This window comes from Bartonella grahamii subsp. shimonis, assembly GCF_036327415.1.
Classification (GTDB): domain Bacteria; phylum Pseudomonadota; class Alphaproteobacteria; order Rhizobiales; family Rhizobiaceae; genus Bartonella; species Bartonella shimonis.
In genome coordinates this window covers 1,449,877-1,474,730 of sequence record NZ_CP123961.1, presented here as the reverse complement: position 1 = coordinate 1,474,730, position 24,854 = coordinate 1,449,877, and the positions used below count along the sequence as shown (strand labels likewise).

The window sequence follows — 24,854 nt, the reverse complement described above, 5'->3', positions numbered from 1 at the left end:
TACGTGTCAGGCTATTTTATTACATTCGAAGGAGGGGACGGGGTAGGAAAAACGGTGCAGATTTCTTTACTTGCTGAGTCTCTCTCTCACCAAGGTTATGATGTTGTCACAACACGAGAACCAGGAGGAACGCCAGGAGCAGAAGCAATCCGGCATATTTTGTTGTCGGGACAGGTGCAACAGTATGGGCCGTTGATTGAAACTGTTTTGTTTACAGCAGCACGTGTCGACCATATGACCGAGGTTATCGCACCTGCTTTGCAAAAAGGTAAAATCGTTTTATGTGACCGCTTTATTGATTCTACACGCGTTTATCAAGGTCTCAATGATACAGTCAGTTCTTCTCTTCTTTCTGTTTTAGAGTGTATTGCGCTCAATGGTATCTTTCCTCATTTAACATTTTTATTAGATATGCCAGCAATGTGTGGTATGAAGCGTGCAAATTTACGAAGAAAAAGAACAGAAGAAATTGATTATTTTGAAAAAGATCAGTTAGAAATTCAAGAACAAAGGCGTCAAGCTTTTCTTCGATTGGCCAAACAGGAACCCCATAGATTTCGAGTCATTGACGCCACTGGCTCAGTGGAAGCCATTGCACATCAAATAAAAAATATTTGTCATCAGCTATTGTTGGATCAACTTTCATGAGTAATGTAAATATCTTACGCCAATATGATGATATTGATACAATTTTATCACCGTCCCAGAATAGTGTTGTCTTTGGTCATGAGGATGTTCGTCATTTTTTGACACAAATGCTTAAAGAAGAGCGTTTGCATCATGCATTATTATTTGAAGGAGAGTATGGGATCGGAAAGGCTACATTAGCCTTTCATCTTGCTTGGAACATTTTAAGTTCTCAACAGGGGGCTTTCTTGAAACCCGATCCTTATTCTACTCCATGGCGCCAAATTACACAAGGAAGCCACCCTGGTCTTTTATATATTTCACGTCGATTTGATGTAAAAACGCAAAAGTTTAAAACAGGAATACTTGTTGATGATATTCGTGATATTATGCATTTTTTAAGCCGAACATCGCAAGATAATGGATGGCGTATTGTTATTATTGATTCTGCAGATGATATGAATAGAAATGCAGCAAATGCAATTCTCAAAATACTTGAAGAACCACCTACAAAAACGTTATTTGTTATTATCGCGCATTCTTCAGGAAAATTGCTTCCAACAATCCATTCTCGGTGTCAAAAAATTTCTTTTCGTCCGTTGAATAACGATGAAATGAAAAAAGTTATTACACATATTTTCGCCAATCAGGATTTACCTGATGAGAAAACAATTGAAATGATTGTTAAAAAATCCAAAGGAAGTCCTCGAAAAGCTGCTTTACTTATTTGCCATGGCGGTCTTGAAATTATTAAAACAATTGATGCTCTCCTAGAGAAACCAATTTGTAACGCAACGACTGTACACACTCTTGCACAAACATTTTCATCTGCTTCTTCTACATTCCAATTTCAACAATTTTGTGATGAAATTCTTAATAAAATTCAAAAAAAAGCTATCATGCTCGTTGAAAAGGGAGATTTATTTCTCTCAAAAAAATATGCTAAAAAATGGCAGGAGATTCATCAAGAAATAGAGGAAATACAACTGTTTAATCTCGATAAAAAGCAGTTTGTTATTAACTTACTTTTTAAAGTTCATAAGATCATTCATGAGGATTAGTTTTTCCGTGACAATGTGATGAACAGACGTTATGTCATTATATCTTTTATTTATAGCGTTTTATAACGAGTATGACATGCGTGACACATATTACATAACAACTCCCATTTTTTATCCTAATGGTGCTCCACATATTGGACATGCCTATAGTGCAATTGCAAGCGATGTCTTAGCCCGCTTTCAACGATTAAACGGAAAAAATGTATTTTTTCTTTCTGGTACAGATGAGCATGGTCTAAAGATGCAACAAACCGCAGCAGCATTAGGCGTGACACCTCAGCAACTTGCAGATCGTAATAGTGCTGTGTTTCAAAAAATGCTTGCAGTATTAAATTGTTCTAACGATGATTTTATCCGTACGACAGAAAAACGCCATTATCAAGCTTGTCAAGAAATTTGGAAAAAGATGGAAGCAAATGGCGATATTTATCTCGGTCGTTATACGGGGTGGTATTCGGTTCGCCAAGAAGCCTATTATGAAGAAAAAGATACGGAAATTGGACCAGATAACATCCGTCGTGAGAAGGAATTAGGCTCTCCAGTTGAATGGAATGAAGAAGAAAGTTATTTTTTTAGACTTTCTCATTATGAAAAGGCTCTTCTTGAATATTATGAAAAACATCCTGATTTTATTGCTCCATTTGAGCGGCGTAATGAAATTATAAGTTTTATCAAATCAGGTTTAAAAGATATCTCTATTTCACGCGCAAGTTTTAACTGGGGAGTTGCTGTTCCTGAGAATCCAAAGCACGTGATGTATGTCTGGGTTGATGCGCTTACAAATTATCTATCAGCAATTGGTTTTTTCAATGAAAATTCAAAAAAATGTGATTTTTGGCCTGCAAATACGCATATTATTGGTAAGGATATTATTCGTTTTCATGCAGTCTATTGGCCGGCATTTTTAATGTCTGCTGGAATTGAATTGCCTAAAAATATTTTTGCACATGGTTTTTTACTTAACCGTGGTGCCAAAATGTCAAAATCTATTGGAAATGTCGTTGATCCTTTTAAAATGGTTGATCATTATGGTCTTGATCAGGTCCGTTATTTCCTTCTCCGTGAAGTGCCATTCGGACAAGATGGTAGTTATAGTCATGAAAGCCTTGTGAACCGTATTAATGCTGATCTTGCTAATGATCTTGGTAATTTAGCACAGCGTTGTTTGTCTATGATTGCCAAAAATTGTGATGCAAAAGTCCCTAGAGCAACTTCATTTTTAGCTCAAGATAAACAGCTTTTAGAACAATCTCTTCACGTACTTGAAACTGTACACCAAGCTATGTCTTCTTATAGTATGCATTTAGCACTTTCAGCTATTTTTTCAATTGTAGCAGATGCCAATCGCTATTTTGCCAACGAACAACCTTGGACCTTACGTAAAAATGATCGAGAACGATTTTCTACAGTTCTTTATATAACTGTAGAAATCTTGCGGAGAATAGGAATTATGCTTTTGCCTTTCATACCCCAATCAGCAGCGAGGCTTCTTGATAGCCTTGCGGTTGCTGAAGATGATCGGTTATTGTATCATATAAGCCATTCAAAAATTCAAGAAGGACTTGATCTTCCACCACCAGAACCAATTTTTCCTCGTTACGTCTTGAAGAAAGAAGATACTCATCATGTTGATTGATACACATTGTCATCTTGATTTTGAAGATTTTTCACAAGATTTGGATAATGTTATCCAACGGGCTTTAGATGCTGATGTTAAACGTATGGTAACAATTTCAACCCATGTTCATAAGTTAGATAAGCTGTTAGCCATTGCGCAAAGCTATGATCAAGTCTTTTGTTCCGTTGGAACACACCCCAATCATGCGCATGAAGAACAAAATATTACAGCGGAAGAACTTATAAAGTTCTCGAATCACCCTAAAATTGTTGCGTTTGGGGAAGGGGGGCTTGATTATCATTATGATTATTCTACACCAGAAGAGCAAAAGAAAGTTTTTCAAGAACATATCATTGCTTCTCGAGAAACACAGATTCCTCTTGTTATACATTCACGCAATGCCGATATCGATATGGAGAAAATATTACGTGAACAGATAAAGGAAGGAGCTTTTCCCTTTATCCTTCATTGTTATTCGTCTGGAATGCAACTTGCTCGTGCTGGAATTGAACTTGGTGGTTATATTTCTTTTTCAGGTATTCTTACTTTTAAAAACGCACTTGAAATCCGTGAAATAGCAAAAATTGTGCCCCATGAGCATTTGTTAGTGGAAACAGATGCTCCATTCTTAGCACCTAGTCCCCATCGGGGAAAAACAAATGAACCATCTTTTGTATGCTATACAGCAGCTGTTTTGGCTGAAATAATTGGCTTAAGCATTGAAGAAACAGCTCAAATAACAACGCGTAATGCTTTTCGTTTATTTAGCAAAATGAAATAAGGCAAAAGATATGTGTGATCAATACCGATTTACAATATTAGGTTGTGGTCCTTCTCCAGGAGTGCCACGACCCAATGGTGATTGGGGAACATGTGATCCGAATAACCCTAAAAATAAACGTTACAGAAGTTCTTTATTAGTTGAACGTATTAAACCTTCAGGAGACAAAACAACGATCGTTATTGATACAGGTCCAGATTTTCGCTCACAAATGATTGATGCGCGTGTAAGCCATCTTGATGCTGCTCTTTATACGCATTCTCATGCAGACCATATCCATGGTATCGATGATTTACGCAGCTATGCACTTGCACAAAAATGTTTAATAGATATTTATGCCGACAGATTTACACTAGAGCATCTCAAAAGTGCTTTCGGATATTGTTTTCAAACACCAAAAGATTCATCTTATTCTCCCATTTTAAAAGAGCATCTTATCAATGAAGATAGCCAATTTATTATTCAGGGGCAGGGCGGAGCAATAAGCGTCAATACACATTTACAACACCACGGAAACATTCATTCCTTAGGTTTTCGGATTGGGAATGTTGCCTATTGTACGGATGTTAGTGAATTTCCTGAAAAAACTTTATCCAAATTAATGGATTTGGATGTTCTCATTATTGAAGCTCTTCAATTTAAATCCCATCCGAGTCATTTTTCTGTTGATCAAGCATTACAATGGATAGAATATTTAATGCCAAAACAAGCAATACTTACACATATGGACAGATCGTTGGATTACAACAAGGTTATAAATTATGTTCCATCCTATGTAAAACCTGCATATCAAGGTTTTACTTTTGAAACAGATGTGTAAGCTTATTATGGGCGATATTTTAAGTTAAATAAAATACTTTTAAATTTATCCTTTATTTCATTTTTAACATAATTAGTTTTTTTTATGTCAAAAATGAGGATTTTATGTATAAGAACTTTAAGCGGGGTGTATGTATTGTGGTTTTAGCGGTTTCCTTGACAGCATGTGGAGGGCGTTTAGAAAAAAATATTTCAACGACAACGATACATGACGGATCAATGAGTTGTGCCGATATTCAACGAGAGTTTTTTGCTAATAAACGTCAGATTAATGATACAATTGCAGAGCGTTCTAAAGCAAGAAATAAAAACGTGGCTTTAGCAGCAGCAAGTGTTGTATTTGTACCTGCTTTGTTTTTTATGGATGTAAAATCAAATGAAAGTAATGAGATTTCAGCATCGTTTTATCGCATAATATATATTATGGAACTTTATGGAATGAGCTACTTTTAAAAACTTTATGACCTGATGGTCTTTTAAGTTAAGTAAGATTGAAAATCGAGCTTGTTATTCTGGCTCGAAAATTTCAATCACAATGTTTTTTTATTTTTTATTCTTTTTAAAAAAATCATCATAATTTGTAGTATTATAAAAGCTAAAAATAATATTCCATGAAATAATGGTATAAATGGCTGATAAATAAAATCGGAATAATATATTGTTATTGCTTCAATCAATGTTGCAATACACCACACAATGATACCCCATAGTGAATACATCCAAAGTCCAACTAAGGCAATAGGATAGAGAATAGCCAATATAGCTGATGCAAATTGCCACTGCCAAGGCATAAGATCAAAACGCCATAGAATACCTGGAAAAACACCAACAAGGCGTATCCAATAACAAATACCTAGGACTAAGCAAATAAGTGCTAAAAGCCGTAAATAACAATTATAGATTAAATTTATTTTTGAAATCCGTTTGCGTGAATTATTTTTCACAATAATAACTCTTGCTCAACAGGTTGGAAGTAAGAATCTACCATTTTATCTGTCACATTTGAAAGTTTATCTGGCTGCCATTGCGGGTTTTTATCCTTATCGATTAACATAGCACGTATACCTTCATGAAAATCATGTGAATTAATCATATGATGTGCAATGCGGTTTTCAATTTTCATACAATCTTCCAATGTTTGAGATGAATTTTGTTTCATTTGTCTCCAGATAACTTTTAAACTTATCGGAGAACGTGACTGCAAAATATCATAACATTCTTTAGCAAATAAAATACCTTCATTACTTTTTTTATGTAGCAACTCAAGACATTCTTCTAAGGTATGGGCACTAAAACAAGTGTTAATAATACAACGTATTTCATGACTCGTTTCATAGTCTTTTGTAATTGCTCGCTCGTTTAAAGCTAAAGTAGGATCTCCTTGCTCAATAACAGCTTTTCTAATCATATCGAATTCAATTTCAGCAACGGCGTGTGTTGCTAATCCCAAATTTAAGCAATCTCCCCACTTTATACGTGCGCCTGTTAATGCAAGATAGATGCCAAAATGATTGGGAAGAGATGGTAAGAAAAAACTTGCACCTACATCTGGAAAAAATCCAATAGCACCTTCTGGCATAGCAAAAACTGTATTTTCTGTAACAATTCGATGCGAACCATAGAGAGAAATACCTACCCCTCCTCCCATCCAAATACCGTTTAAGAAAGAAATGTAGGGCTTTGAAAAACGTTTGATATAAGCATTTAGACTATATTCATCACTAAAGTATTGACAAGCAGAAGCGCTTTTTCCCATATGGTAGATTTCTACAACATCTCCACCAGCACAAAAAGCACGCCCCTCTCCTTCAATTAAGACACAAGAAACATTATCATCTGTTTCCCATGTCCTGAGAGCTTTTTTTAAAGCTGAAACCATTCGTTGATTAAGAGCATTTAATGCTGAAGGGCGTGTGAGCTTTATAAGACCAGCACGTCCTTCTTTCGTAAAAGAAATATCATCATCTGCTCCAAAATCAATTTGCATCTTATACCCTTCTTAAAACAACTATTTATTGTTTTTTTATATTTTTTACCCCAAGTTGAGGAAACATTTGCATGATTGCACCGATACAATATATATAAATTCCTGTTACCGAAATTCCTATTTTAACCCAATAGGGAGCCTCTAGTTGATAAAAGAATGCAGAAACACCAAAAAAACACCATAAGAGAAAAATTGGAAAATTAATTCTCCGTAAACGAAGGACTCTTACCGGATGGATAAAATAAATTGGCAAAAAAGATATAATCGCCGATAAAACAATAATGATAAAAGTAAACCACTCGCCGGGTCTTACGACAAAAAGTGTAAAAATCATCATATTCCAAACAACAGGAAATCCTTTAAAAAAGTTTTCTTTGGTTTTCATGCTGGTATCTGCATAATAAATAGCAGATGAAATAACAATAATTGCACTCAATGAAAATGATAACCCTACCCCCATAAAACCACTTTGATAGAGTGCAAAAGCAGGAATTAAGACATAGGTCACATAATCAATAATATTATCTAACAGCTCTCCAGACCATGTTGGAAGAACGTATTTAACATCAAGTTTGCGTGCAATTGGTCCATCTATACCATCAACGAGAAGTGCAAGCCCAAGCCAACAGAACATAGCTGTCCATTCTTTTTGAGAGGCTGATATAAGAGAAAGAAACGCTAAAAATGATCCCGAAGCTGTTAGTAAATGAACAGAAAAGGCCTTTGCTTGTGGCATTGTTACTTTTTTATGGCGTAATAATTTAGCATTTTTTTTGATTTCCTTTGTTAGTTTACGTTTCAAGGTTTTCTTATCCTCGTTTTTAAAGTCTTCAACCATCTATCAATACGCCATTTTTTACCGATGATATAACTCAGCATTTTAAAAAATCATAAAAAGGTTACTTTTTTATATCGCATTATTTATTACATACTATAATAGAAGAGCTTCATATAATAAAAAGAGAGTGATCATTTGGAAATGTTAAAATATTTTTTCAATAGATAAAGGTTCAAATCGTTGTGATATTTGAAAAGAAAGAGCATAAAGATATTGCTGTTATTGGTGCAGGTCCTGTCGGAATGTTAGCAGCACTGAGTCTTGCACGTGAGGGGCTTTCTGTTTTTCTTGTTGGCCCCCCTGCTCATACAGATGAGTTACGGACAACTGCTCTTATGATGCCTGCAATACGCACGCTTCAAAAACTCAATATTTGGAATAATCTTCAAAAACATGCCGCTGCTTTATCGTACATGAGAATTATAGATATAACTTCTAGAATTGTGCATGCTCCTACGGTGCATTTTTCTTCTGCTGAAATTGGTGAAAAAGCTTTTGGCTACAATATACCTAATGTAAAATTGAACAGTGCTTTAGTCGATGCTGTTACACATACGCCCAATATTACAAGATTTGTTTCTGCAGCTAAATCTTTTCATCACACAAAAAATCATGTATGTATTACTCTTGCTGATCGTAAAGTCATTCAAGCAGCACTTGTTGTAGCAGCTGATGGACGTCACTCTCTTACACGTGCCGCAGCAGGGATAAGTGTCAAACAGTGGAGTTATCCACAAAAAGCACTTGTTCTCAACTTTTCTCATGAGTTTTCTCATCAAAATACATCAACCGAATTTCATACAGAACATGGTCCATTTACACAGGTTCCACTACCAGGGCGAAGATCTAGTCTTGTATGGGTTGTTCATCCTTCTCGTGCTGAGGAATTATTGAATATAGAACCAAAAGCAATTGCAAAAATGATCGAAAACCAAATGCAATCAATGCTTGGAAAGCTAAGCTTAGAAACATCAATTCAAGCATGGCCGCTTTCAGGACTTCTTTCTCATCATTTTGCTGCTAATCGAACAATTTTAGTGGGTGAAGCCGCTCATGTTTTCCCCCCTATTGGGGCACAGGGATTGAATTTAGGATTCCGTGATGTCCAAACTTTGATTGATATTTTACCCAATAAAATATCCAATTCTAACTCTGAAATGATTGTTGAACATTATAATAAATGCCGCAAACCAGATATATTAATCCGAAGCGGAGCTGTTCATACACTTAACTCTGCTCTACTTTCTCACATGTTGCCTGTTCATATCATACGAAGCGTTGGGCTTGGTTTGTTACATAGTTTCTCACCATTACGTAATTTATTTATGCGCGAAGGAATATATCCCGGTTATGGATTCAAAAAAATTATGCAAATATTTCCAATGAAATCATCTAAACAGCTCTACTGAGCAATCATGGGTAATAATGTAAAATAGACAAATAATAATAAGTTCATAAGATATCAATAACCAAAGAAATAATTATTTTTAATAATGCGTTTTGAAAGTAATTTTATCCATTAAAAACACAATGTTCTACTATACATTTTTTGATATAAATATTTAAGAATGTTTTAGAATTTAGCCTTACGCATAACAAAAAGGAATTGTTTAGTTTTTTAAGAAATATAATTCAGAGTATCGTTCAAAAGTTTTTGTAAAAAATTTATACTATAGTGTTCATTCTATTAATTTACGTGCTCGTTTTAAAGTAACATCTGAAACCTAAACCCGTTTCACAATGACACTCCGTTAGTGGTATAAACGGAAAACTATTAAACGCTATCATTTTTAACGCTTATGAAGAAACAAGCTTGCGCCATTATTATATTTATCATCCTCTAATTTCTAGACACCCCTTATATCTGGAAGTCTTTCTAAGAAGCGTTATTTATCCTTTTATCATACGCTAGCTCCTTTTATGACGTACGAATGATTTTAATTGATTTAGAATAAACAGATTTGAAATGGAAGAATTATACGATATTTTAGATGCTTATTTAATATATAAAACAATGAGTCACCATTATAAATCTATGTGTTATCAATAAGAAATAATAAGCGATATAATCGTTCTATGTTTAATATTACATTTCGAATCATATCTATTACTAATGTAAAAAATATTTTTGTTCTTTCTAATAAAACATCTATAAGTAACATTAATATAAATCATTTTTTATTAAAAAGTATTATATATTTAGCATACTGATATGAAATAGAGAAAACTTAATTATAGACTATAGCTGAAATTTGTAAAGATATCTTGCGAAATCATATCTGTTAAATTTTGTACTATAAAGCAAATAAAAATAATACCATTTTGAAATAGTTATTTTATAACATTAATTTTAATAAAAAACAGTTTTATTAATCAATAGATTTTCAAAACTTTTTATTGTTAAGTATAATATTAAAAATAAAATCATCTTGGGAACCTGTTAATAACACAGAGGTTAATGAAGTGTTGTTTTAACAAATGGTGACAAGATGAAACTAAATAAATTTTTGAAATTAAGTATTTTTCTGATAATGATTGTATGTGTTTCATTGATAGTCACTACTTCAATCAGTGAAGTTTTTCATCTTCCTTATTGTCAAACCTTTACCTATAGCTCTACTCAAAATGTCACTAAAATAGGTCAAAACTCATTTACTGCTTCACAAGTTAAAAATTGTCTTATGCAAAATGGTTTTGAGAATATTAAACGATTGCGTTTAGATGACACAGGAATTTGGCGTGCTTTAGTAAAATTTAAAAAGTCCCATTTTTTCGTATCCGTTGACTATTCAGGAACAGTTAGCATTCAAAGTGAAAGAAAAAAATATGATTGATTTTAAAACTTACAGCAACGTTTCTTTTCATAGTTGTAAGAAAAAAAATTTAAAAAAGTGCTGCTATTCTATTAAAGAATTTGCTTTCATTGGCGGTTTAAATGGTAGCATATCAGGAGCTATCGCAACAACTCTTGCAGCTTATGGGTATATTGCTCTTCCAGGGTTTGGTCCAGTTATTGCAATGGGTATAGGAGTAGCACTTTCTGCTGGAATGATAATAGGAGCACTGATAGGATCAGGAATGGGAGGGAGTGTCGGTATATGCTGTATTTTATGGGAAATTTATATAAATCATAATAATTCTTTCTCTCATAAACTTCATAATGAATAAAAATTTCTTGTCATTTTTTCTATGAAAAACAATTAAATCATCAACAAATTATATGTTCTGTTTTTTGATGAAACGATCATCATATTATAAATAAAATAATAGTTAAATTATTGAAATTTCTTTTTTAATTTTTTGTATTTTCAAAAAAGGAGCTTTTTTAAAAGCATCTCTTGAAGAAATGTAAGCGAGATATAATTATCAATCTATAAAAGCTACATTTTTTATAGATCAAAAAATAAAAGTTATGTTCAGGAATATATATATATATAATTTAATTTATTTGCTCTTTCTAAGAAAGAATATTTATATGTAAATTATTTTACTTAAAGTTCAATTTAAGACACTTATATAATATTTAATAATATAGATTATTATTAATAATATTTAATTAATAATTATTTTTATATATAAGATTTATTTAAAGGTAAGTATAAATGTATTTTATGAAAAAAATATTATTATCATTATTGGTTTTTATGGCATTTTTAATTCATAAAAATTCTGCATTAGCACTATCAACACAAGTAAATATTTATAAATTAGAAGCTAATAATTCAAAAAAGCCTATTGGTAACATTAAAATTGAAGAAAATACATACGGTTTGATTTTCATTCCTAATTTATCTACTTTATCAGAAGGGATGCATGGTTTTCATGTACATGTAAATCCTTCATGCGATACAAAAGATGGTATAATTGGTGGAAACGCAGGTGGACATTATGATCCGGAACATACCGGAAAACATTTAGGACCTTATAATGTCAATGGTCATCTTGGTGATTTACCAGCACTCTATGTTGATAAGCAAGGATATGCCACGATGAGCGTTCTTGCTCCACGATTAAAAAAAATCTCTGAAATTAAAGGGCGCTCTTTAGTTATTCATTTAGGGGCAGACAATCAATCAGACAAACCATTACCGCTTGGCGGAGGTGGTGCGCGTTTGGCGTGCGGTATTATTGAAAAATAAAGAGAGTATTATGGCAAACTGTGACAGTATAGACTTCCTTTACCATAAGATGTGAGAGAAATTTATTTTTTAAAATCTATTTCAAGAAATGAGTAAATTGTGTGGATATTTTATAAAATTAATGTTTTTTTGAATGTTCACTTTGGATAACAAAAACCTTAATAATAATCAAAGCGAACAGCAATGGAAATTAAAAAAATAGCGGTATAAATTCTCCGTAAGAAGACTTCAATATGAGAGAGTAATGTTTTCAATGCTTTATGTAAACAAATAAAAAAGTTGAATTTCACTCTCTACAATAGAAAATTTTATTATAATCATTAAGTCTAGTATCTAGTGGAATCATGCCCCACACAAAAAATAGAATGGGTCTAAAACAGAATTTTTATTCTTCCCCTACTCAACCCCACTCATGAGGTTGCACGCAAGCAATTTTGATTGATAAGATATCAATATAAGATGGTTTAAAAGGATTGAATGCTAAGATATTCCCCCTTCATTTAAGTTTAAAAAACTAATTAACATTATAAATCAATACATTATATTATAATAAGTCAAATAAAATAGTTAGAGTGATTTTTTATCACTCTGAAAAAGGGCTTTTAAACAATAGAGTCTTTTTAAAAATACCCCTCATGGATACATATGATCCCAATCTAGTGGACGCATCTCGCCAGTTTGATAAAATTGACGAATGAGCTTAATATAATCAAGAAAATCTTTGTTTTCTTCCACTAATCTATTAGCAGTATCCCAGTCAATATCACTACGTTCTTTGGCAGGAATTAAGATCTCACTCTCGGAAGAGTTTTCCTTATTAAGTCTTATAAATCCAATTCCATGCAAACTTGAAAGCATCCGAAGCTCTTTTAATGTATCGACCCCTTCAATTTCACTAGCAACTAAATAACTCAAATTAGCCCATGAAGAATTACTAACTGTTTGAAAAAATGCTTTTCGTAAATTTGAACGATTGATGAGAATTTTTACTTCAAAAGACCAAAGCTTTGTTTTTTTATCAAAATATTGCAAAATACAATCTTTAATTTCACGATTCCATTCCCTGCTTAAATCTTGCATTCCTACGAGATCTGGATAAAGCCATTTATTTCCGCCTGCACCATGTTTATTACGAGAACATTTCTCATTAATGCGCTTGCTATAAACTGCAAGCTCTGACCATAAAAATTTAGATAATAACGGATAAAAATCATGCTCTTTAACAAAGCCATCTTCTTTTCTACTCTTTGCATTGTCCTCTACTGCATCAATTTCAGCACTGTCTGTTTGTTTAGTAAAATAATATTGCCGTGGTCGTCCTTCAGTGGTTTTAATTTCTGAATAACGCTTTTGTAACTGAGGGCGTTTTGCTCCTATTTCAGAAACAATTTGCTGAATAAGAGCTGCATCACTATTAAGGGGAGTGATTATTGCTGTTGAATACTTTTGTTTTTGACGGCATTTTTCTGGATAATTTTCAAATATCCATTGGGCAATTTCTCGAGCTGTAAATTTTTTTGTCGGATTTTTCTTTAAAAAATTAAAAACAGTGTTTGTTAAATTCAAAGTCATATGAAAAACTCCGCCCTTTCACCCTCTGGATATTTCATTATAATTCAGGATTTTTAAATGAAAGAACAATAAACTATTTAAGTTTTTTGAAATTAAAAAAATAATTTTTTAAATTTCAAAAATCCCTAATATTTTTAAATTAATGATGCGATAGTGCAAAAAATTAAAAATAATTATTCAAACATTTGATTGAACCTCACATCCGTCAATTAAAAAACTTATGTGTTTTATTTTTGAAGAAAATAAGTTATGAGCTTTCAAGTATAGATTCTGAAATGGTAAACTCAGCACATAAACCTTTAAAACTACTATTTGCTTTAATAGCATCATGGGGAATAAGAACATAATACCATTTTTTACCGCCATAAGTAGCCGCATAGCGCGTTGCATGACAACACCATTGAACTGCAGCTTCTTTCTTTTTTAAAACAATAGGATTTTGCATTTCAGAGACTTTTTTAGGCTCACAAAGATACTTGGCATCCTTCGTTTCTACAACAAAGTCCGGTTCATAAGTTGATCCTTTATCATATTCTATTCTGAAAAAACCCCGTACAGGTTTCATCCATTTCAATACTTGTGCATCATCCTCTAATATCTGAGCAAATCGTAACTCCCCTTCTACTGAATCAAACTTTTGTAAAGGATAACAGCATTTTCTAAAGCCGCTGAATACAAGTTTCTTAATATCGCTTTTAATGGCAGGAATATTACGAAAATCAAGAGGAGACGTCCCTTGCGGTAACACATAATGGATAGGCGATAAAGTTGTAAAACCCCGTGTCACTTTAACCTCATAATCTTTTTGCGTTTCCCATTGATGTTCTCTTAATTGCGCAACAATAAAACTAGTAAGCTTATGTTGATAGTGAATTAATACGTTTTCAACGGCTGCATCATTGGGTAAATAAGATCGGAAATGTTCTACTATCTGACTAGCTAATTTTCGTAATAAGAGCGTATGGTTATCATAATCGACAAAGTCATTATCAATCAAACCACGAATAATGTAGTTTTCAAGATGAGGCTCTTTGACATATTCATTCTTAGATGTGAGAAAAATGCTTTTATGGGTACGCAATTCTCGAATTAAAAGTTCTTTACTAACAGGTTGCAAATTTAAGTTTTCTAAATTTTCCAAATCAAAATCAGAAAAACCATAAGTAACCTCACGCGAAGGAATGAGTACAATATTGGGAATATCTATCATCAATTCTGCTAATTGTTTTGTCAAAATTATAACCACTTTTGACACAAGAGACTTTTGTGATGAAGGCTTAATATTCATAACTTTATTAGCAATTTTTTCTTGTATCTGCACAGAACAAAGCATTTGAGAACTTGGCAGTTTATCATTCTCTTTGATAAAATCCCACGCGATCGCTGCAATATCTTGCTCTTCAGGCGTTAATGTAGGAGAAGCTGTATTACGTAATATGATACCCTGTAAATCAGGTGCTCCATTTATATCGGAATTATGTGTTACCACCGTTTGCATAAATAAAGCTTCTACTTGACATGGAACCGTCACAATATCCGACTTTTCAGAAGGTACATCCCCCCCTATTCCAATCTCAATATGCTTTTTAATAATTGAATTTGGATCGTTTGCACGATCAATAATATCTTGAAAACGATCATGCGCAATAATTGTTAAACGATCAATAGCTTCTACACCTGTTCTACATCCATAAGGCAAACGCAATCCACGCCCAATTGTTTGCTCTGTTAAAATTTCTGAAGCTGATGCACGCAATGGTACAATAGTATAGAGATTAGTAACATCCCACCCCTCCTTTAATTTATTAACGTGAACAACAATTTCTGTTGGCTCTTGTGGATCCTCAATCGCAATAAGCTTTTGAATATTTTGATCTTCTTCTATATTTGACTGTTTTGTATGAATCTCTAAAACTTTTCCCTTATAAGCCCCTGCGAAAAATTCATCTGATTCCAATAAATTCCGTAGTTTTTGTGCATGATTTGTATCTTGAGCGACAACTAAAATAAAAGGCTTAACGAACTTTTTGTTATAATCTTTTGCATAAACAATTAAATCTGCTTTCACATTTTCATGGGCATGAATTGCATCTTGTAATTTGATATGTTCTAATTGCTCAGATGTATAATTTCGAGGTTGAAAATCTTTACGTGTAGCAACAGCAGGTTCTTTTACAAAACCATCCCTCATAGCCTCTGCAAGTGAATAACTATAGACAACATTTTTAAAATCTACAGGTTTTGCACCTATTGTTTTTGGTGTCGCGGTAAGCTCTATTCCTAAAACAGGTTTTAACTCATTAATTGCCGCTGCACCAGCAGAAGCACGATAACGATGTGCTTCATCCATTAACAAAACTAAATCAGGAAGATTTGCGAGATAATCAAAATAACTTTCGCCAATCGTCTCTTGTAAGCGTTTAATCCGCGGAATACTAGATTTTAATGCGCCTTTTTTATTATCTGTTGTATTAATTTTAGAAATATTAAAAATATTGATAAAGGCCGTATCTCTATTCTCAAACAAACGCTTTTGTCCTTGAAAATGGTGTTCATCAGCGCGAATACCTTTACCACTTTCATAATCTTCACCTGTAATAATAACAGGTCTATTGGCAATAAATTCACTCATTCCACTGAAAACATACTTCGGACTTTGGGGACTAAAATCCTGTTTTAACTTTTCATAAATAGTCAAATTTGGCGCTAAAACAAAAAAATGGCGACTGCGACCTGTTAAATAAAGATAGCTGATAAAAGCACCCATAAGTCGTGTTTTTCCAACACCCGTTGCTAAGGCAAAACAAAAAGAGGGAAAGTTTCGTTCAAAATCTTGTACAGAAGGATAAAGATTTTTTATCACTTCTAACTCTGCAACCAAATTAGCATTTTTAGAAAGTTCTATATTTTCTAAGATTTTTACCAAAATATTTAAAGATTCACGTTGAGGATCACGCAACGATAAGCGAGCAGAAATCCTTTTTTCAACAGCGTTCATGAAAAACTCCGCTTTTTATATATTATTCAAATAAATCTAATTCTGCTTGCGCAATATCTTTATCTTTGTTGTTTTCTTTTACCATAATCATTGGTTCAAGATTGGCTATATTTAAACTGTAATCATCCCTTCCCCATTCGCATTTTTCTAATACTGCACGGGGGATTTTAGTGAGTGTCAGATTTTCAAATGATGCTGATTTCGTATCAAAGGCTGTACAACAAATCAGCAGTGTACGATGAGAGCCTACCTCTTCACTCATTATACGGAGTTGTTCATGAGACATGGCGCTGGTTGTGACGTAAATATAATCTGTTTCGGTTGAATACCCTTGCATCCAATAATGATTTTCATCAGGTGCATAGGTAAATCCCATATGTTTGCACATTGCTTCTGAAAGCATCGCAGCATTATATTCGCGACTGATAATCCATTGTCCCCATGGATCTTTTTGTAATAAAGAAGGTGCAAGACGATAATAGCGAAATCCACCGCCACCTTGCCAATTGACACTTTTGGAAATTCCCCCCTGATCAGTTCCATCAATAACTTGTTTTAAACGTGGGATAATGTGGGTGTGACAATGCTCACCAAGTTCAATCATAATCCACTTGCGTCCCATTTTATGAGCAACAGCACCAGTCGTACCAGAACCAGCAAAGGAATCTAAAACAAGATCACCGGGATTTGTGGCAAGTTGAATGATGCGCTCCATTAAACGCTCAGGTTTGGGAGTTGTAAAAACATTATCAGAATTAAAAACTTTGACTTCTCTTTTGGCATCTTGGTTGTGTCCCACTTCTGTATAGGGCCAAATCGTCATTGAAACCATACCATTTTTTACTTCTGATAAAAAACGCTTAATACGTGGCACTCCATTATTATCTGTTCCAAACCAAATACGATTATCTTTTAATAATTCAGAGAATTTTTTTTCACTTATAGCCCAACTTCTACCATTAGGAGGCATCACCTTGCGTCCAGAAGGTGTGATGATTTCATAAATATCCTTAGGCGTTACTCTTTTTACGGATAGATCTCCAGATTGCCATAACCCACGCGGATCATTATCAGGATTTTTATAGCGCGCATCCATATCGCTTGAACGAGGAAGCAATTGAGGGCGCCAAATCGTTTTATCTTTGGCATAAACTATCACGAAATCATGATTGTCTGAAAGCCACTTTGCATCATTCTGCGGAGCAAATTTTTTTTGCCAAATAATGTTGTTGATAAAATTTTGGCGACCAAAAATTTCATCCATCATCACTTTAAGATAGGCTTGTTCATCATCATCAATTGATATCCAGATACTTCCATCATCTGCCAGTAAATGATGTAACAATTCTAACCTGTCTCTCATAAGGCTGAGCCATAGGGAATGCTCTAAACCATCTTCATAATGTTCAAAGGCATTCCCTGTATTATAAGGCGGATCGATATAGATACATTTTACCTTCCCCATATATTCTTGTTCAAGTGCTTTGAGTACGAGCAAATTGTCACCAAAAATAAGTTTATTATCAAAAATATCTTGGGATGATATTTGATGCGAAGCGTGATAAGATTTTTCAAGATCTTCTAATAAGATACGAGGCTCTAGTTTTGGGCGTTTTTCTTTTCCAATCCAGTTAAGTTCTAATTTTTGTTTATTATAACCCATGCGATCGTCCTTAAATTGAAATGCTTGTGAAAAGTAAACAGCTTATTCATGAATGGCTAAAATAGATTCTCTTGACAATACTTTTAGTACCATCCGACAGCAATTTGAGCTTCTTCTGACATACAATCAGGTGTCCATGGTGGATCAAAAGTCATAGTGACTTCAACATACGACACCCCTTCAACTGCACTGACTGCATTTTCTACCCACCCCGGCATTTCACCAGCAACAGGACATCCCGGTGCTGTAAGAGTCATTTCAATTTTTACTGAACGATCATCTTCAATATCAATACGATAAATCAATCCTAGCTCATAAATATCAGCAGGAATCTCTGGGTCATAAACTGTTTTAAGAGCAGCAATAATATCATTCGTCATACGATCAATTTCATCTGCTGGAATCGCTGATACATAAGTCTTTTTATTTTCGCTTACAGTTTCAACAGATTCTGTAGAATGACGCTCTTCAATTGATTCAGCCATTAAAAAATGTCCTTGTTTCTTTCAATGCTTCTACTAATTGATCTACATCTTCTTGAGTATTATACATGGCTAACGATGCCCGACAAATAGATGTTAGACCAAAGCGCTGTAATAAAGGCTGTGCACAATGGGTTCCCGCACGTATCGCGACCCCTTTTCTATCAATAAACATAGCAATATCATGGGCGTGAATCCCTTCAATTGTAAATGATATAATCGCTCCTTTATTAGGAGAATGACCATAAATACGCAATGACTCAACAGTTTTAAGTTTTTCCTGCGCATAAGCTAAAAGGGATCTCTCATGGGCATAAATCTTACTACGACCTTTCTCTTGTATATAATTAATAGCCGCAGTTAATCCAATAGCTTCAACAATAGGAGGAGTGCCTGCTTCAAAACGGTAAGGAGGAGCATTATAAAAAACCTTATCGGTTGTTACCTCCTCGATCATTTCCCCTCCCCCTTGAAAAGGACGCATTTCTTCTAATCTATCTTCCTTACCATACAAAACACCAATACCAGTGGGACCATAAAGCTTATGACCTGTAAAGACATACCAATCACAATCAAGATCTTGCACATCAACGGTTAAATGTACTGCTCCTTGAGAACCATCAACAAGAACAGGAATAGAATTTTGATGTGCGAGCTTAATAATCTCTTTAACAGGAGGCACAGTTCCTAATATATTGGACATATGCGTTATAGCAACAAGCCGCGTTTTTTCGCTTAAAGCCTTTTGGAAATCTTCAATGTGCAAAACACCATTTTCATCGACAGGAACAAAAATAAGTTTAACACCTTTTTGTTCACGGAGAAAATGCCAAGGAATAATATTTGAATGATGTTCCATGATCGTTAGAACAATCTCATCACCTTCTTTGAGTTTGGGCATAGCCCAACCATAAGCAACGGTATTAATAGCTTCTGTTGCATTCTTCGTAAAAACAATTTCTTCAGCTTTTTGAGCATTTAGAAAAACACGAACGGTTTCACGAGAATTTTCATATGATTGTGTTGCTATGTTGGCTAAAAAATACATTCCCCTATGCACATTAGCATAACTATAATGATAATAATTATTCATTGCATTGAGTACTGACACTGGTTTTTGGGCAGAAGCACCACTATCAAGATATGCTAATCGTTTCCCATAAACTTTATGGTGTAAAAGAGGAAAATCACGCCGAATTTCTTCGACATTATAAGTAAATGTTTGTACGTTATTTTCCATTTTTTTTACCTTAAACATTTTTTTCAAGCCATTTACTAATAATATTCTCCAAAACAATTTGAATATTATCTTGCTTGATCTCATCAATGAGCTCAGAGATAAATCCTTTAATCAAAAGTGCACGAGCCGTTTTAAATGGGATACCACGCGCCATAAGATAAAAAAGATAATCATGATTAATATTAGCAACTGTTGCACCATGACCGCATGCAACATCATCAGCAAAAATCTCCAGTTCAGGCTTTGCATTAAATTCTGCATCATCTGAAAGAATAAGGCTATTACAAGCCATGCGTGCATCTGTTTTTTGCGCTTTTTGAGACACACGTATTATTCCTTGGAAAACACCAACAGCCTTATCTGTAACCACATTGCGTATAATTTCTGTTGATGTTGATTTTTCTTCTATGTGACGAACAGCCATTGTGAGATCACTATGTGTTTGTCCTGATAATAAATTTATAACGCGTAATTGAAAATCAGATTCTTCTCCCTGTAATTCAATATCAACTTCTTGGCGATTTAATTGGCTCCCTATATTAATGATATAAAGTGATAACTTCGCTCTTTGAGCAAGAACAGCACAAAATCGACTAAATTGTGTAGAATTAAAGTCACGATTGCGAATGAGAATCCACGTAACATCACTATCAGCAGCAACATTTAATGAAAATATTGAACTGACAAAAGTATCTTTATCATTGCCAATCTGATGTTCAATAAACATAACTTGACTATTTTTATCAACTTTTATATCCGAAAAAATATGAGATTGTCCCCCCATTTGTATATTTTGTAATTCAATGGGTATATTTAACTTTGTATTTTCAGGGATGTGAAAAAGCCAACCATCTGTAACAAAAGCTGTATTTAACTGTCCAATAAAATCCTCATCAGAAATGTTTTGATTTATCTGTACAGAATTGTCTTCTAATGCGTCTGAAAGGCGTTTTACTGTAATATTGCCTACCTTTGACTGTATCGATGTTTTTCCATTGTTTATGGAGAAAACAGCACTTTCTGAAAGCAATGCATCAACCAATTGATTGTTTTGAGCTTTTGAAAAATTGCTAATAGACTTCAGTAAGGTACGCAGATTGGTATAATGCCAGCTTTCGATTTTACGGGAAGGAAGCCGTGTCGTTCGAAACTGTTCAATAGCCTTCTTGCGAATTTTCTGTACAGCTTTATTACCAGGTAAATCGTTTACATACTGATTGAAATTACTGAGTATATTTTCTTCAACTGCTAACAAATTCTGTTGTGCATTCATATTCAATAACCTCAAACCGCTTCCCTGATAAGATCAGAATACCCATTTTGCTCTAAATAAATCGCTAAGGATTTATCTCCGCTTTTGATAATTCGTCCTTTATAAAGAACATGTACAGTATCAGGAATAATATAATTAAGCAGCCGTTGGTAATGGGTAATCACCAAAAATGAACGTTTTGAATCCCGAAGTTTATTAACACCATCTGCAACAATTTTTAGTGCATCAATATCTAAACCAGAATCCGTTTCATCTAAAATGCAAAGTTTAGGTTCAAGAAGGGCCATTTGTAAAATTTCAGCGCGTTTTTTTTCTCCACCTGAAAAACCTACATTTAACGGACGCTTTAGCATATCCATATCTATTTCAAGTTTGGCTGAAACTTCTTTAACATATTTTATAAATTCAGGAATTTTAAGCTCTTCATCACCTCGCGCTTTGCGTTGAGAATTCATTGCAACTTTTAAAAATTCCATTGTTGCTACCCCTGGAATTTCCATTGGATATTGAAATGCAAGAAAAATACCATATGCAGCACGTTCTGCTGGATCCATTTCTAAAAGTGATTGTCCATTATAGAGAATATCTCCTTCTGTTATTTCATAATCATCACGACCAGCAAGCAAATAAGACAAAGTTGATTTTCCGGCTCCATTTTGTCCCATGATAGCGGTAACTTCTCCATCTTGAACCGTCAAATTTAAACCACGAATAACTTCTGTATCGGTCTCAGCAATACGAGCGTGCAAATTTTTTATCTCTAACATAATTTAATCCTGTTTTGGCTGTTTTTTCAGATACCAATGCGTATTATTTTGCCTTAGCATCCATCTGTTTTGTAATTACCATAGAGGTCATTTTTAGCATTATTTGCTACTGTTACAGCCTTTTTGCATCAAGTCTTCTACTTATCTCATTAAATAAAATTATCCAACACTACCTTCAAGGCTAATACCAATAAGCTTTTGCGCTTCGACAGCAAATTCCATGGGAAGTTTTTGAATGACTTCTTTTACAAAACCATTTACAATTAATGCGATAGCTTCTTCTTCGGGAATTCCTCTCTGCATAACGTAAAAAAGTTGATCATCAGAAATTTTTGATGTTGTGGCTTCATGTTCAAACTGAGCTGTTGCATTTTTTGCTTCAATATAAGGAACTGTATGGGCCCCACAATCATTCCCGATTAACAAACTATCACATTGCGTAAAGTTACGCGCATTTTGTGCTTTTCGATGAGCGGTGACTTGTCCTCGATAAGTGTTATTTGAAAAACCTGCTGAAATGCCTTTGGAAATAATACGACTGGATGTATTTTTTCCCAAATGAATCATTTTTGTACCGGAATCAATTTGTTGATGACCATTTGCAACGGCAATAGAATAAAATTCTCCACGCGCATTATCACCACGGAGCAAGCAGGATGGATATTTCCAAGTAATCGCAGAACCGGTCTCAACTTGTGTCCATGAAATTTTAGAGTTATCCCCTCGACAATCTCCCCGCTTCGTCACAAAATTATAAATACCCCCTTTTCCATCTTTATCGCCTGGATACCAGTTTTGTACTGTAGAATATTTAATTTCTGCATTTTCAAGAGCAATAAGCTCAACAACAGCAGCATGAAGTTGGTTTTCATCACGTTGGGGAGCTGTACATCCTTCAAGATAAGAAACATAGGAATCTTCAGCGGCGATAATCAATGTTCGTTCAAATTGGCCAGTGTTACGTTCATTAATCCTAAAATAAGTTGAAAGCTCCATAGGACAACGTACCCCTTTGGGAATATAAACAAATGAACCATCTGTAAAGACAGCGGCATTTAAGGCCGCATAATAATTATCACTTACAGGTACAACTGTTCCTAAATATTCTTTAATAAGCTCAGAATGTTCAATAATCGCTTCTGAAATAGAACAAAAAATCACACCAGCACGTGCCAGTTCTTTTTTGAATGTTGTTACAACAGAAACAGAATCAAAGACTGCATCAACAGCCACTTGCCCCGATACAGACATACTGTCATCAAAAGTAGAGGGATCAGACTGTTTTCTTACTCCTGCCAAAATCTCTTGTTCTTTAAGGGGAATGCCAAGTTTTTCGTACGTTTCTAATAACTCAGGATCCACTTCATCCAAAGATTTTGGTCCTGTATGATTTTTGGGAGCAGCATAATAATAAAGCTCCTGAAAATCAATTTTAGGATATTCAAGACGCGCCCAATGGGGTTCTTGCATTGTTAGCCAACGCCGGTAAGCTTTTAAGCGCCATGTGAACATCCATTCAGGCTCATGTTTTTTAGCAGAAATAAATTTGATAATATCTTCATTTAAGCCTTTCGGAGCCTTATCTGTTTCAATATTGGTTTCAAAACCATATTTATATTGGTCAACATCTATTTCACGTACTTGGCGTATTGTTTCTTGTACTGCCGGCATAAATTTTCTCCATTTTTTGGCGTCAAAAACCGGTAACTGAAAATCTTGTTTTTTACAAAATTAAAGTAAGCAAGTCATTTTCTAGGCTATAGGTAAAGTACAAAAATTTCAATCAAACTTATCTTTAAAATAATTTTCTGATGATAAATCTTACCCTTTTTTCCTGCTTATAATTTGAGAAAAAAACAACAGAAAATCATCAATATCTTCAGAAGTTGTGTCACGTCCTAGCGAAATGCGAATGGCACCATTTGGAATATGATACCCCATTGCCTCCAACACTTTGCTTTGTTTTACTTTTCCCGAAGAACAAGCAGAGCCGGATGATACAGAAAACCCTTCTAAATCAAAAGCAATTTGCATCGTTTCAGCTTTTATATTTTTTACGGTAAAGTAAGTTGTATTTGGCAAACGTTGAACTTTTTTGCCAAAAATTTTAACATTTTTACTTATTTTGTGTAATCCATCTTCTAATTTATTGCGTAAATATATTAATTGTCTTATTTCCTCCTGTGTGAAACAATCAGCCATTGCTGCCCCAAAAGCAGCAATAAGGGGTAATGCTTCTGTTCCTCCACGGAGACCTTTTTCTTGTCCTCCTCCAATAATAAGAGGGTGTGGCATGAGAAGATTACCACATGAAACAAAAGCACCGATTCCTTTAGGACCACCAACTTTATGTGCAGACAGTATAAAAAAGTCTCCTCCTAGCTGATTAATATCCACGAAATTTTTATCTACATATTGTGTCAAATCAACAATAAGAGTACCTCCTAAATCCCGAACAATAGCGGCGATTTCTGTTAACGGTTGAATAACACCCGTTTCACTATTTGCAGCTTGAATAGCAACAAGAGGTAAACCTTTTGTTTTATCGTGAACCGTTAAGAGTGCTATTAATTTATCTTGTTGAATGAGCCCATCTTGATCAACAGCAATGACGCTTATCAATTCTTTAGAAAAACGCCCTCCCTCTGCAACAGAGGGATGTTCAGTCGCTCCAAGGTAAAGATGAGAAAATTGAACTTTTGCATTCCCCATATTGTAAAAGGGTGTTAACAAAGTCATTGCTGCTTCACTCGCACCAGAGGTAAACACCACGTGATCTGGATCTGTTTTAAGATTTTCAGCGATTTGTCGACGTGCCTTTTGCAACAAAGTTTTAGCTGCACGCCCTTCCTTATGAACCGATGATGGATTACCAAATATCTCTAAAGATTCCAATAACGCTATCTGTGCCACTTTTTTGAGCGGTGTTGTTGCATTATGATCAAAATATCGGCGTTTTATAACCATTTTACATCGCAATCATTAATCT

22 protein-coding genes are annotated in these 24,854 nt (G+C 34.3%); 10 read left to right on the top strand and 12 right to left on the bottom strand.

Annotated features, from left to right (window positions below):
- Positions 1–3: 3 nt before the first annotated feature.
- The 6 genes from tmk (at position 4) to QHG57_RS06490 (ending at position 5,359) form a co-directional block, all read left to right on the top strand.
- Positions 4–648, top strand: coding sequence for a dTMP kinase (tmk, locus tag QHG57_RS06515; RefSeq protein ID WP_330167599.1), 645 nt, complete (start codon positions 4–6; stop codon positions 646–648).
- Positions 645–1,688, top strand: a complete 1,044-nt coding sequence (locus tag QHG57_RS06510) for a DNA polymerase III subunit delta' (protein ID WP_330167598.1) — start codon at positions 645–647, stop codon at positions 1,686–1,688. Before tmk ends, QHG57_RS06510 begins: the two co-directional genes overlap by 4 nt.
- A gap of 76 nt (positions 1,689–1,764) precedes the next feature.
- Positions 1,765–3,324 (top strand): methionine--tRNA ligase, encoded by a 1,560-nt coding sequence (gene metG / locus QHG57_RS06505; protein ID WP_330168974.1) that lies wholly within the window; start codon positions 1,765–1,767, stop codon positions 3,322–3,324.
- Complete coding sequence (locus QHG57_RS06500) at positions 3,314–4,087, top strand: TatD family hydrolase (RefSeq protein ID WP_330168973.1); 774 nt, start codon at positions 3,314–3,316, stop codon at positions 4,085–4,087. The genes metG and QHG57_RS06500 overlap by 11 nt, the downstream gene beginning before the upstream one ends.
- 10 nt (positions 4,088–4,097) lie before the next feature.
- A complete protein-coding gene (locus QHG57_RS06495) occupies positions 4,098–4,907 on the top strand; it encodes an MBL fold metallo-hydrolase (protein ID WP_330167595.1) in 810 nt (269 codons plus the stop codon).
- Between the two features lie 104 nt (positions 4,908–5,011).
- Positions 5,012–5,359, top strand: a complete 348-nt coding sequence (locus QHG57_RS06490; protein WP_330168972.1) for a hypothetical protein — start codon at positions 5,012–5,014, stop codon at positions 5,357–5,359.
- Positions 5,360–5,436: 77 nt separating this feature from the next.
- Here the strand turns inward: QHG57_RS06490 and QHG57_RS06485 are convergent, their stop codons facing one another.
- From QHG57_RS06485 to pcsA, 3 genes are read right to left on the bottom strand one after another with little or no spacing between them, the layout of a single operon-like run.
- Positions 5,437–5,850: a DUF6163 family protein gene (locus QHG57_RS06485; RefSeq protein ID WP_330167594.1), complete on the bottom strand. Its 414-nt coding sequence runs from the start codon at positions 5,848–5,850 to the stop codon at positions 5,437–5,439.
- Positions 5,847–6,893, bottom strand: coding sequence for an enoyl-CoA hydratase/isomerase family protein (locus QHG57_RS06480; protein ID WP_330168971.1), 1,047 nt, complete (start codon positions 6,891–6,893; stop codon positions 5,847–5,849). The genes QHG57_RS06485 and QHG57_RS06480 overlap by 4 nt, the downstream gene beginning before the upstream one ends.
- A gap of 25 nt (positions 6,894–6,918) precedes the next feature.
- The gene (gene pcsA / locus QHG57_RS06475) at positions 6,919–7,731 is read right to left on the bottom strand and encodes a phosphatidylcholine synthase (protein ID WP_330168970.1); all 813 of its coding nucleotides are present in this window, start codon (positions 7,729–7,731) and stop codon (positions 6,919–6,921) included.
- Positions 7,732–7,913: 182 nt separating this feature from the next.
- Between pcsA and QHG57_RS06470 the strand changes: the two genes are divergently transcribed.
- The 4 genes from QHG57_RS06470 to sodC all read left to right on the top strand — a co-directional run bounded on the left by QHG57_RS06470 (position 7,914) and on the right by sodC (position 11,870).
- Positions 7,914–9,140 carry a UbiH/UbiF family hydroxylase gene (locus QHG57_RS06470; RefSeq protein WP_330168969.1) on the top strand — a complete coding sequence of 409 codons (1,227 nt, stop codon included), beginning with the start codon at positions 7,914–7,916 and terminating at the stop codon, positions 9,138–9,140.
- A 1,080-nt stretch (positions 9,141–10,220) separates the two neighbouring features.
- Entirely contained in the window at positions 10,221–10,565 is a 345-nt protein-coding gene (locus tag QHG57_RS06465; protein ID WP_330168968.1) for a hypothetical protein, read from the top strand.
- Positions 10,558–10,899, top strand: a complete 342-nt coding sequence (locus QHG57_RS06460; protein ID WP_330168967.1) for a hypothetical protein — start codon at positions 10,558–10,560, stop codon at positions 10,897–10,899. Before QHG57_RS06465 ends, QHG57_RS06460 begins: the two co-directional genes overlap by 8 nt.
- Before the next feature lie 443 nt (positions 10,900–11,342).
- Positions 11,343–11,870, top strand: a complete 528-nt coding sequence (sodC, locus tag QHG57_RS06455; protein ID WP_330169582.1) for a superoxide dismutase [Cu-Zn] SodC — start codon at positions 11,343–11,345, stop codon at positions 11,868–11,870.
- Between the two features lie 633 nt (positions 11,871–12,503).
- Here the strand turns inward: sodC and QHG57_RS06450 are convergent.
- The 9 genes from QHG57_RS06450 to QHG57_RS06410 form a co-directional block, all read right to left on the bottom strand.
- Entirely contained in the window at positions 12,504–13,442 is a 939-nt protein-coding gene (locus tag QHG57_RS06450; RefSeq protein WP_330168966.1) for a COG2958 family protein, read from the bottom strand.
- Positions 13,443–13,689: 247 nt separating this feature from the next.
- Positions 13,690–16,440: a DEAD/DEAH box helicase gene (locus QHG57_RS06445; RefSeq protein ID WP_330168965.1), complete on the bottom strand. Its 2,751-nt coding sequence runs from the start codon at positions 16,438–16,440 to the stop codon at positions 13,690–13,692.
- A gap of 22 nt (positions 16,441–16,462) precedes the next feature.
- The gene (locus QHG57_RS06440; RefSeq protein ID WP_330168964.1) at positions 16,463–18,103 is read right to left on the bottom strand and encodes a site-specific DNA-methyltransferase; all 1,641 of its coding nucleotides are present in this window, start codon (positions 18,101–18,103) and stop codon (positions 16,463–16,465) included.
- Positions 18,104–18,186: 83 nt separating this feature from the next.
- Positions 18,187–18,588, bottom strand: a complete 402-nt coding sequence (locus QHG57_RS06435) for an SUF system Fe-S cluster assembly protein (RefSeq protein WP_330167584.1) — start codon at positions 18,586–18,588, stop codon at positions 18,187–18,189.
- On the bottom strand, positions 18,581–19,825 hold the full coding sequence (locus QHG57_RS06430) for a cysteine desulfurase (RefSeq protein ID WP_330168963.1): 1,245 nt from the start codon (positions 19,823–19,825) through the stop codon (positions 18,581–18,583). The genes QHG57_RS06435 and QHG57_RS06430 overlap by 8 nt, the downstream gene beginning before the upstream one ends.
- 10 nt (positions 19,826–19,835) lie before the next feature.
- Positions 19,836–21,098: a Fe-S cluster assembly protein SufD gene (sufD, locus tag QHG57_RS06425; RefSeq protein WP_330168962.1), complete on the bottom strand. Its 1,263-nt coding sequence runs from the start codon at positions 21,096–21,098 to the stop codon at positions 19,836–19,838.
- An 11-nt stretch (positions 21,099–21,109) separates the two neighbouring features.
- Positions 21,110–21,865 (bottom strand): Fe-S cluster assembly ATPase SufC, encoded by a 756-nt coding sequence (sufC, locus tag QHG57_RS06420; protein WP_330167581.1) that lies wholly within the window; start codon positions 21,863–21,865, stop codon positions 21,110–21,112.
- 159 nt (positions 21,866–22,024) lie between these two features.
- Positions 22,025–23,536 carry a Fe-S cluster assembly protein SufB gene (gene sufB, locus QHG57_RS06415; protein ID WP_330167580.1) on the bottom strand — a complete coding sequence of 504 codons (1,512 nt, stop codon included), beginning with the start codon at positions 23,534–23,536 and terminating at the stop codon, positions 22,025–22,027.
- Positions 23,537–23,686: 150 nt separating this feature from the next.
- Complete coding sequence (locus tag QHG57_RS06410; protein ID WP_330168961.1) at positions 23,687–24,832, bottom strand: cysteine desulfurase family protein; 1,146 nt, start codon at positions 24,830–24,832, stop codon at positions 23,687–23,689.
- Positions 24,833–24,854: the final 22 nt, after the last annotated feature.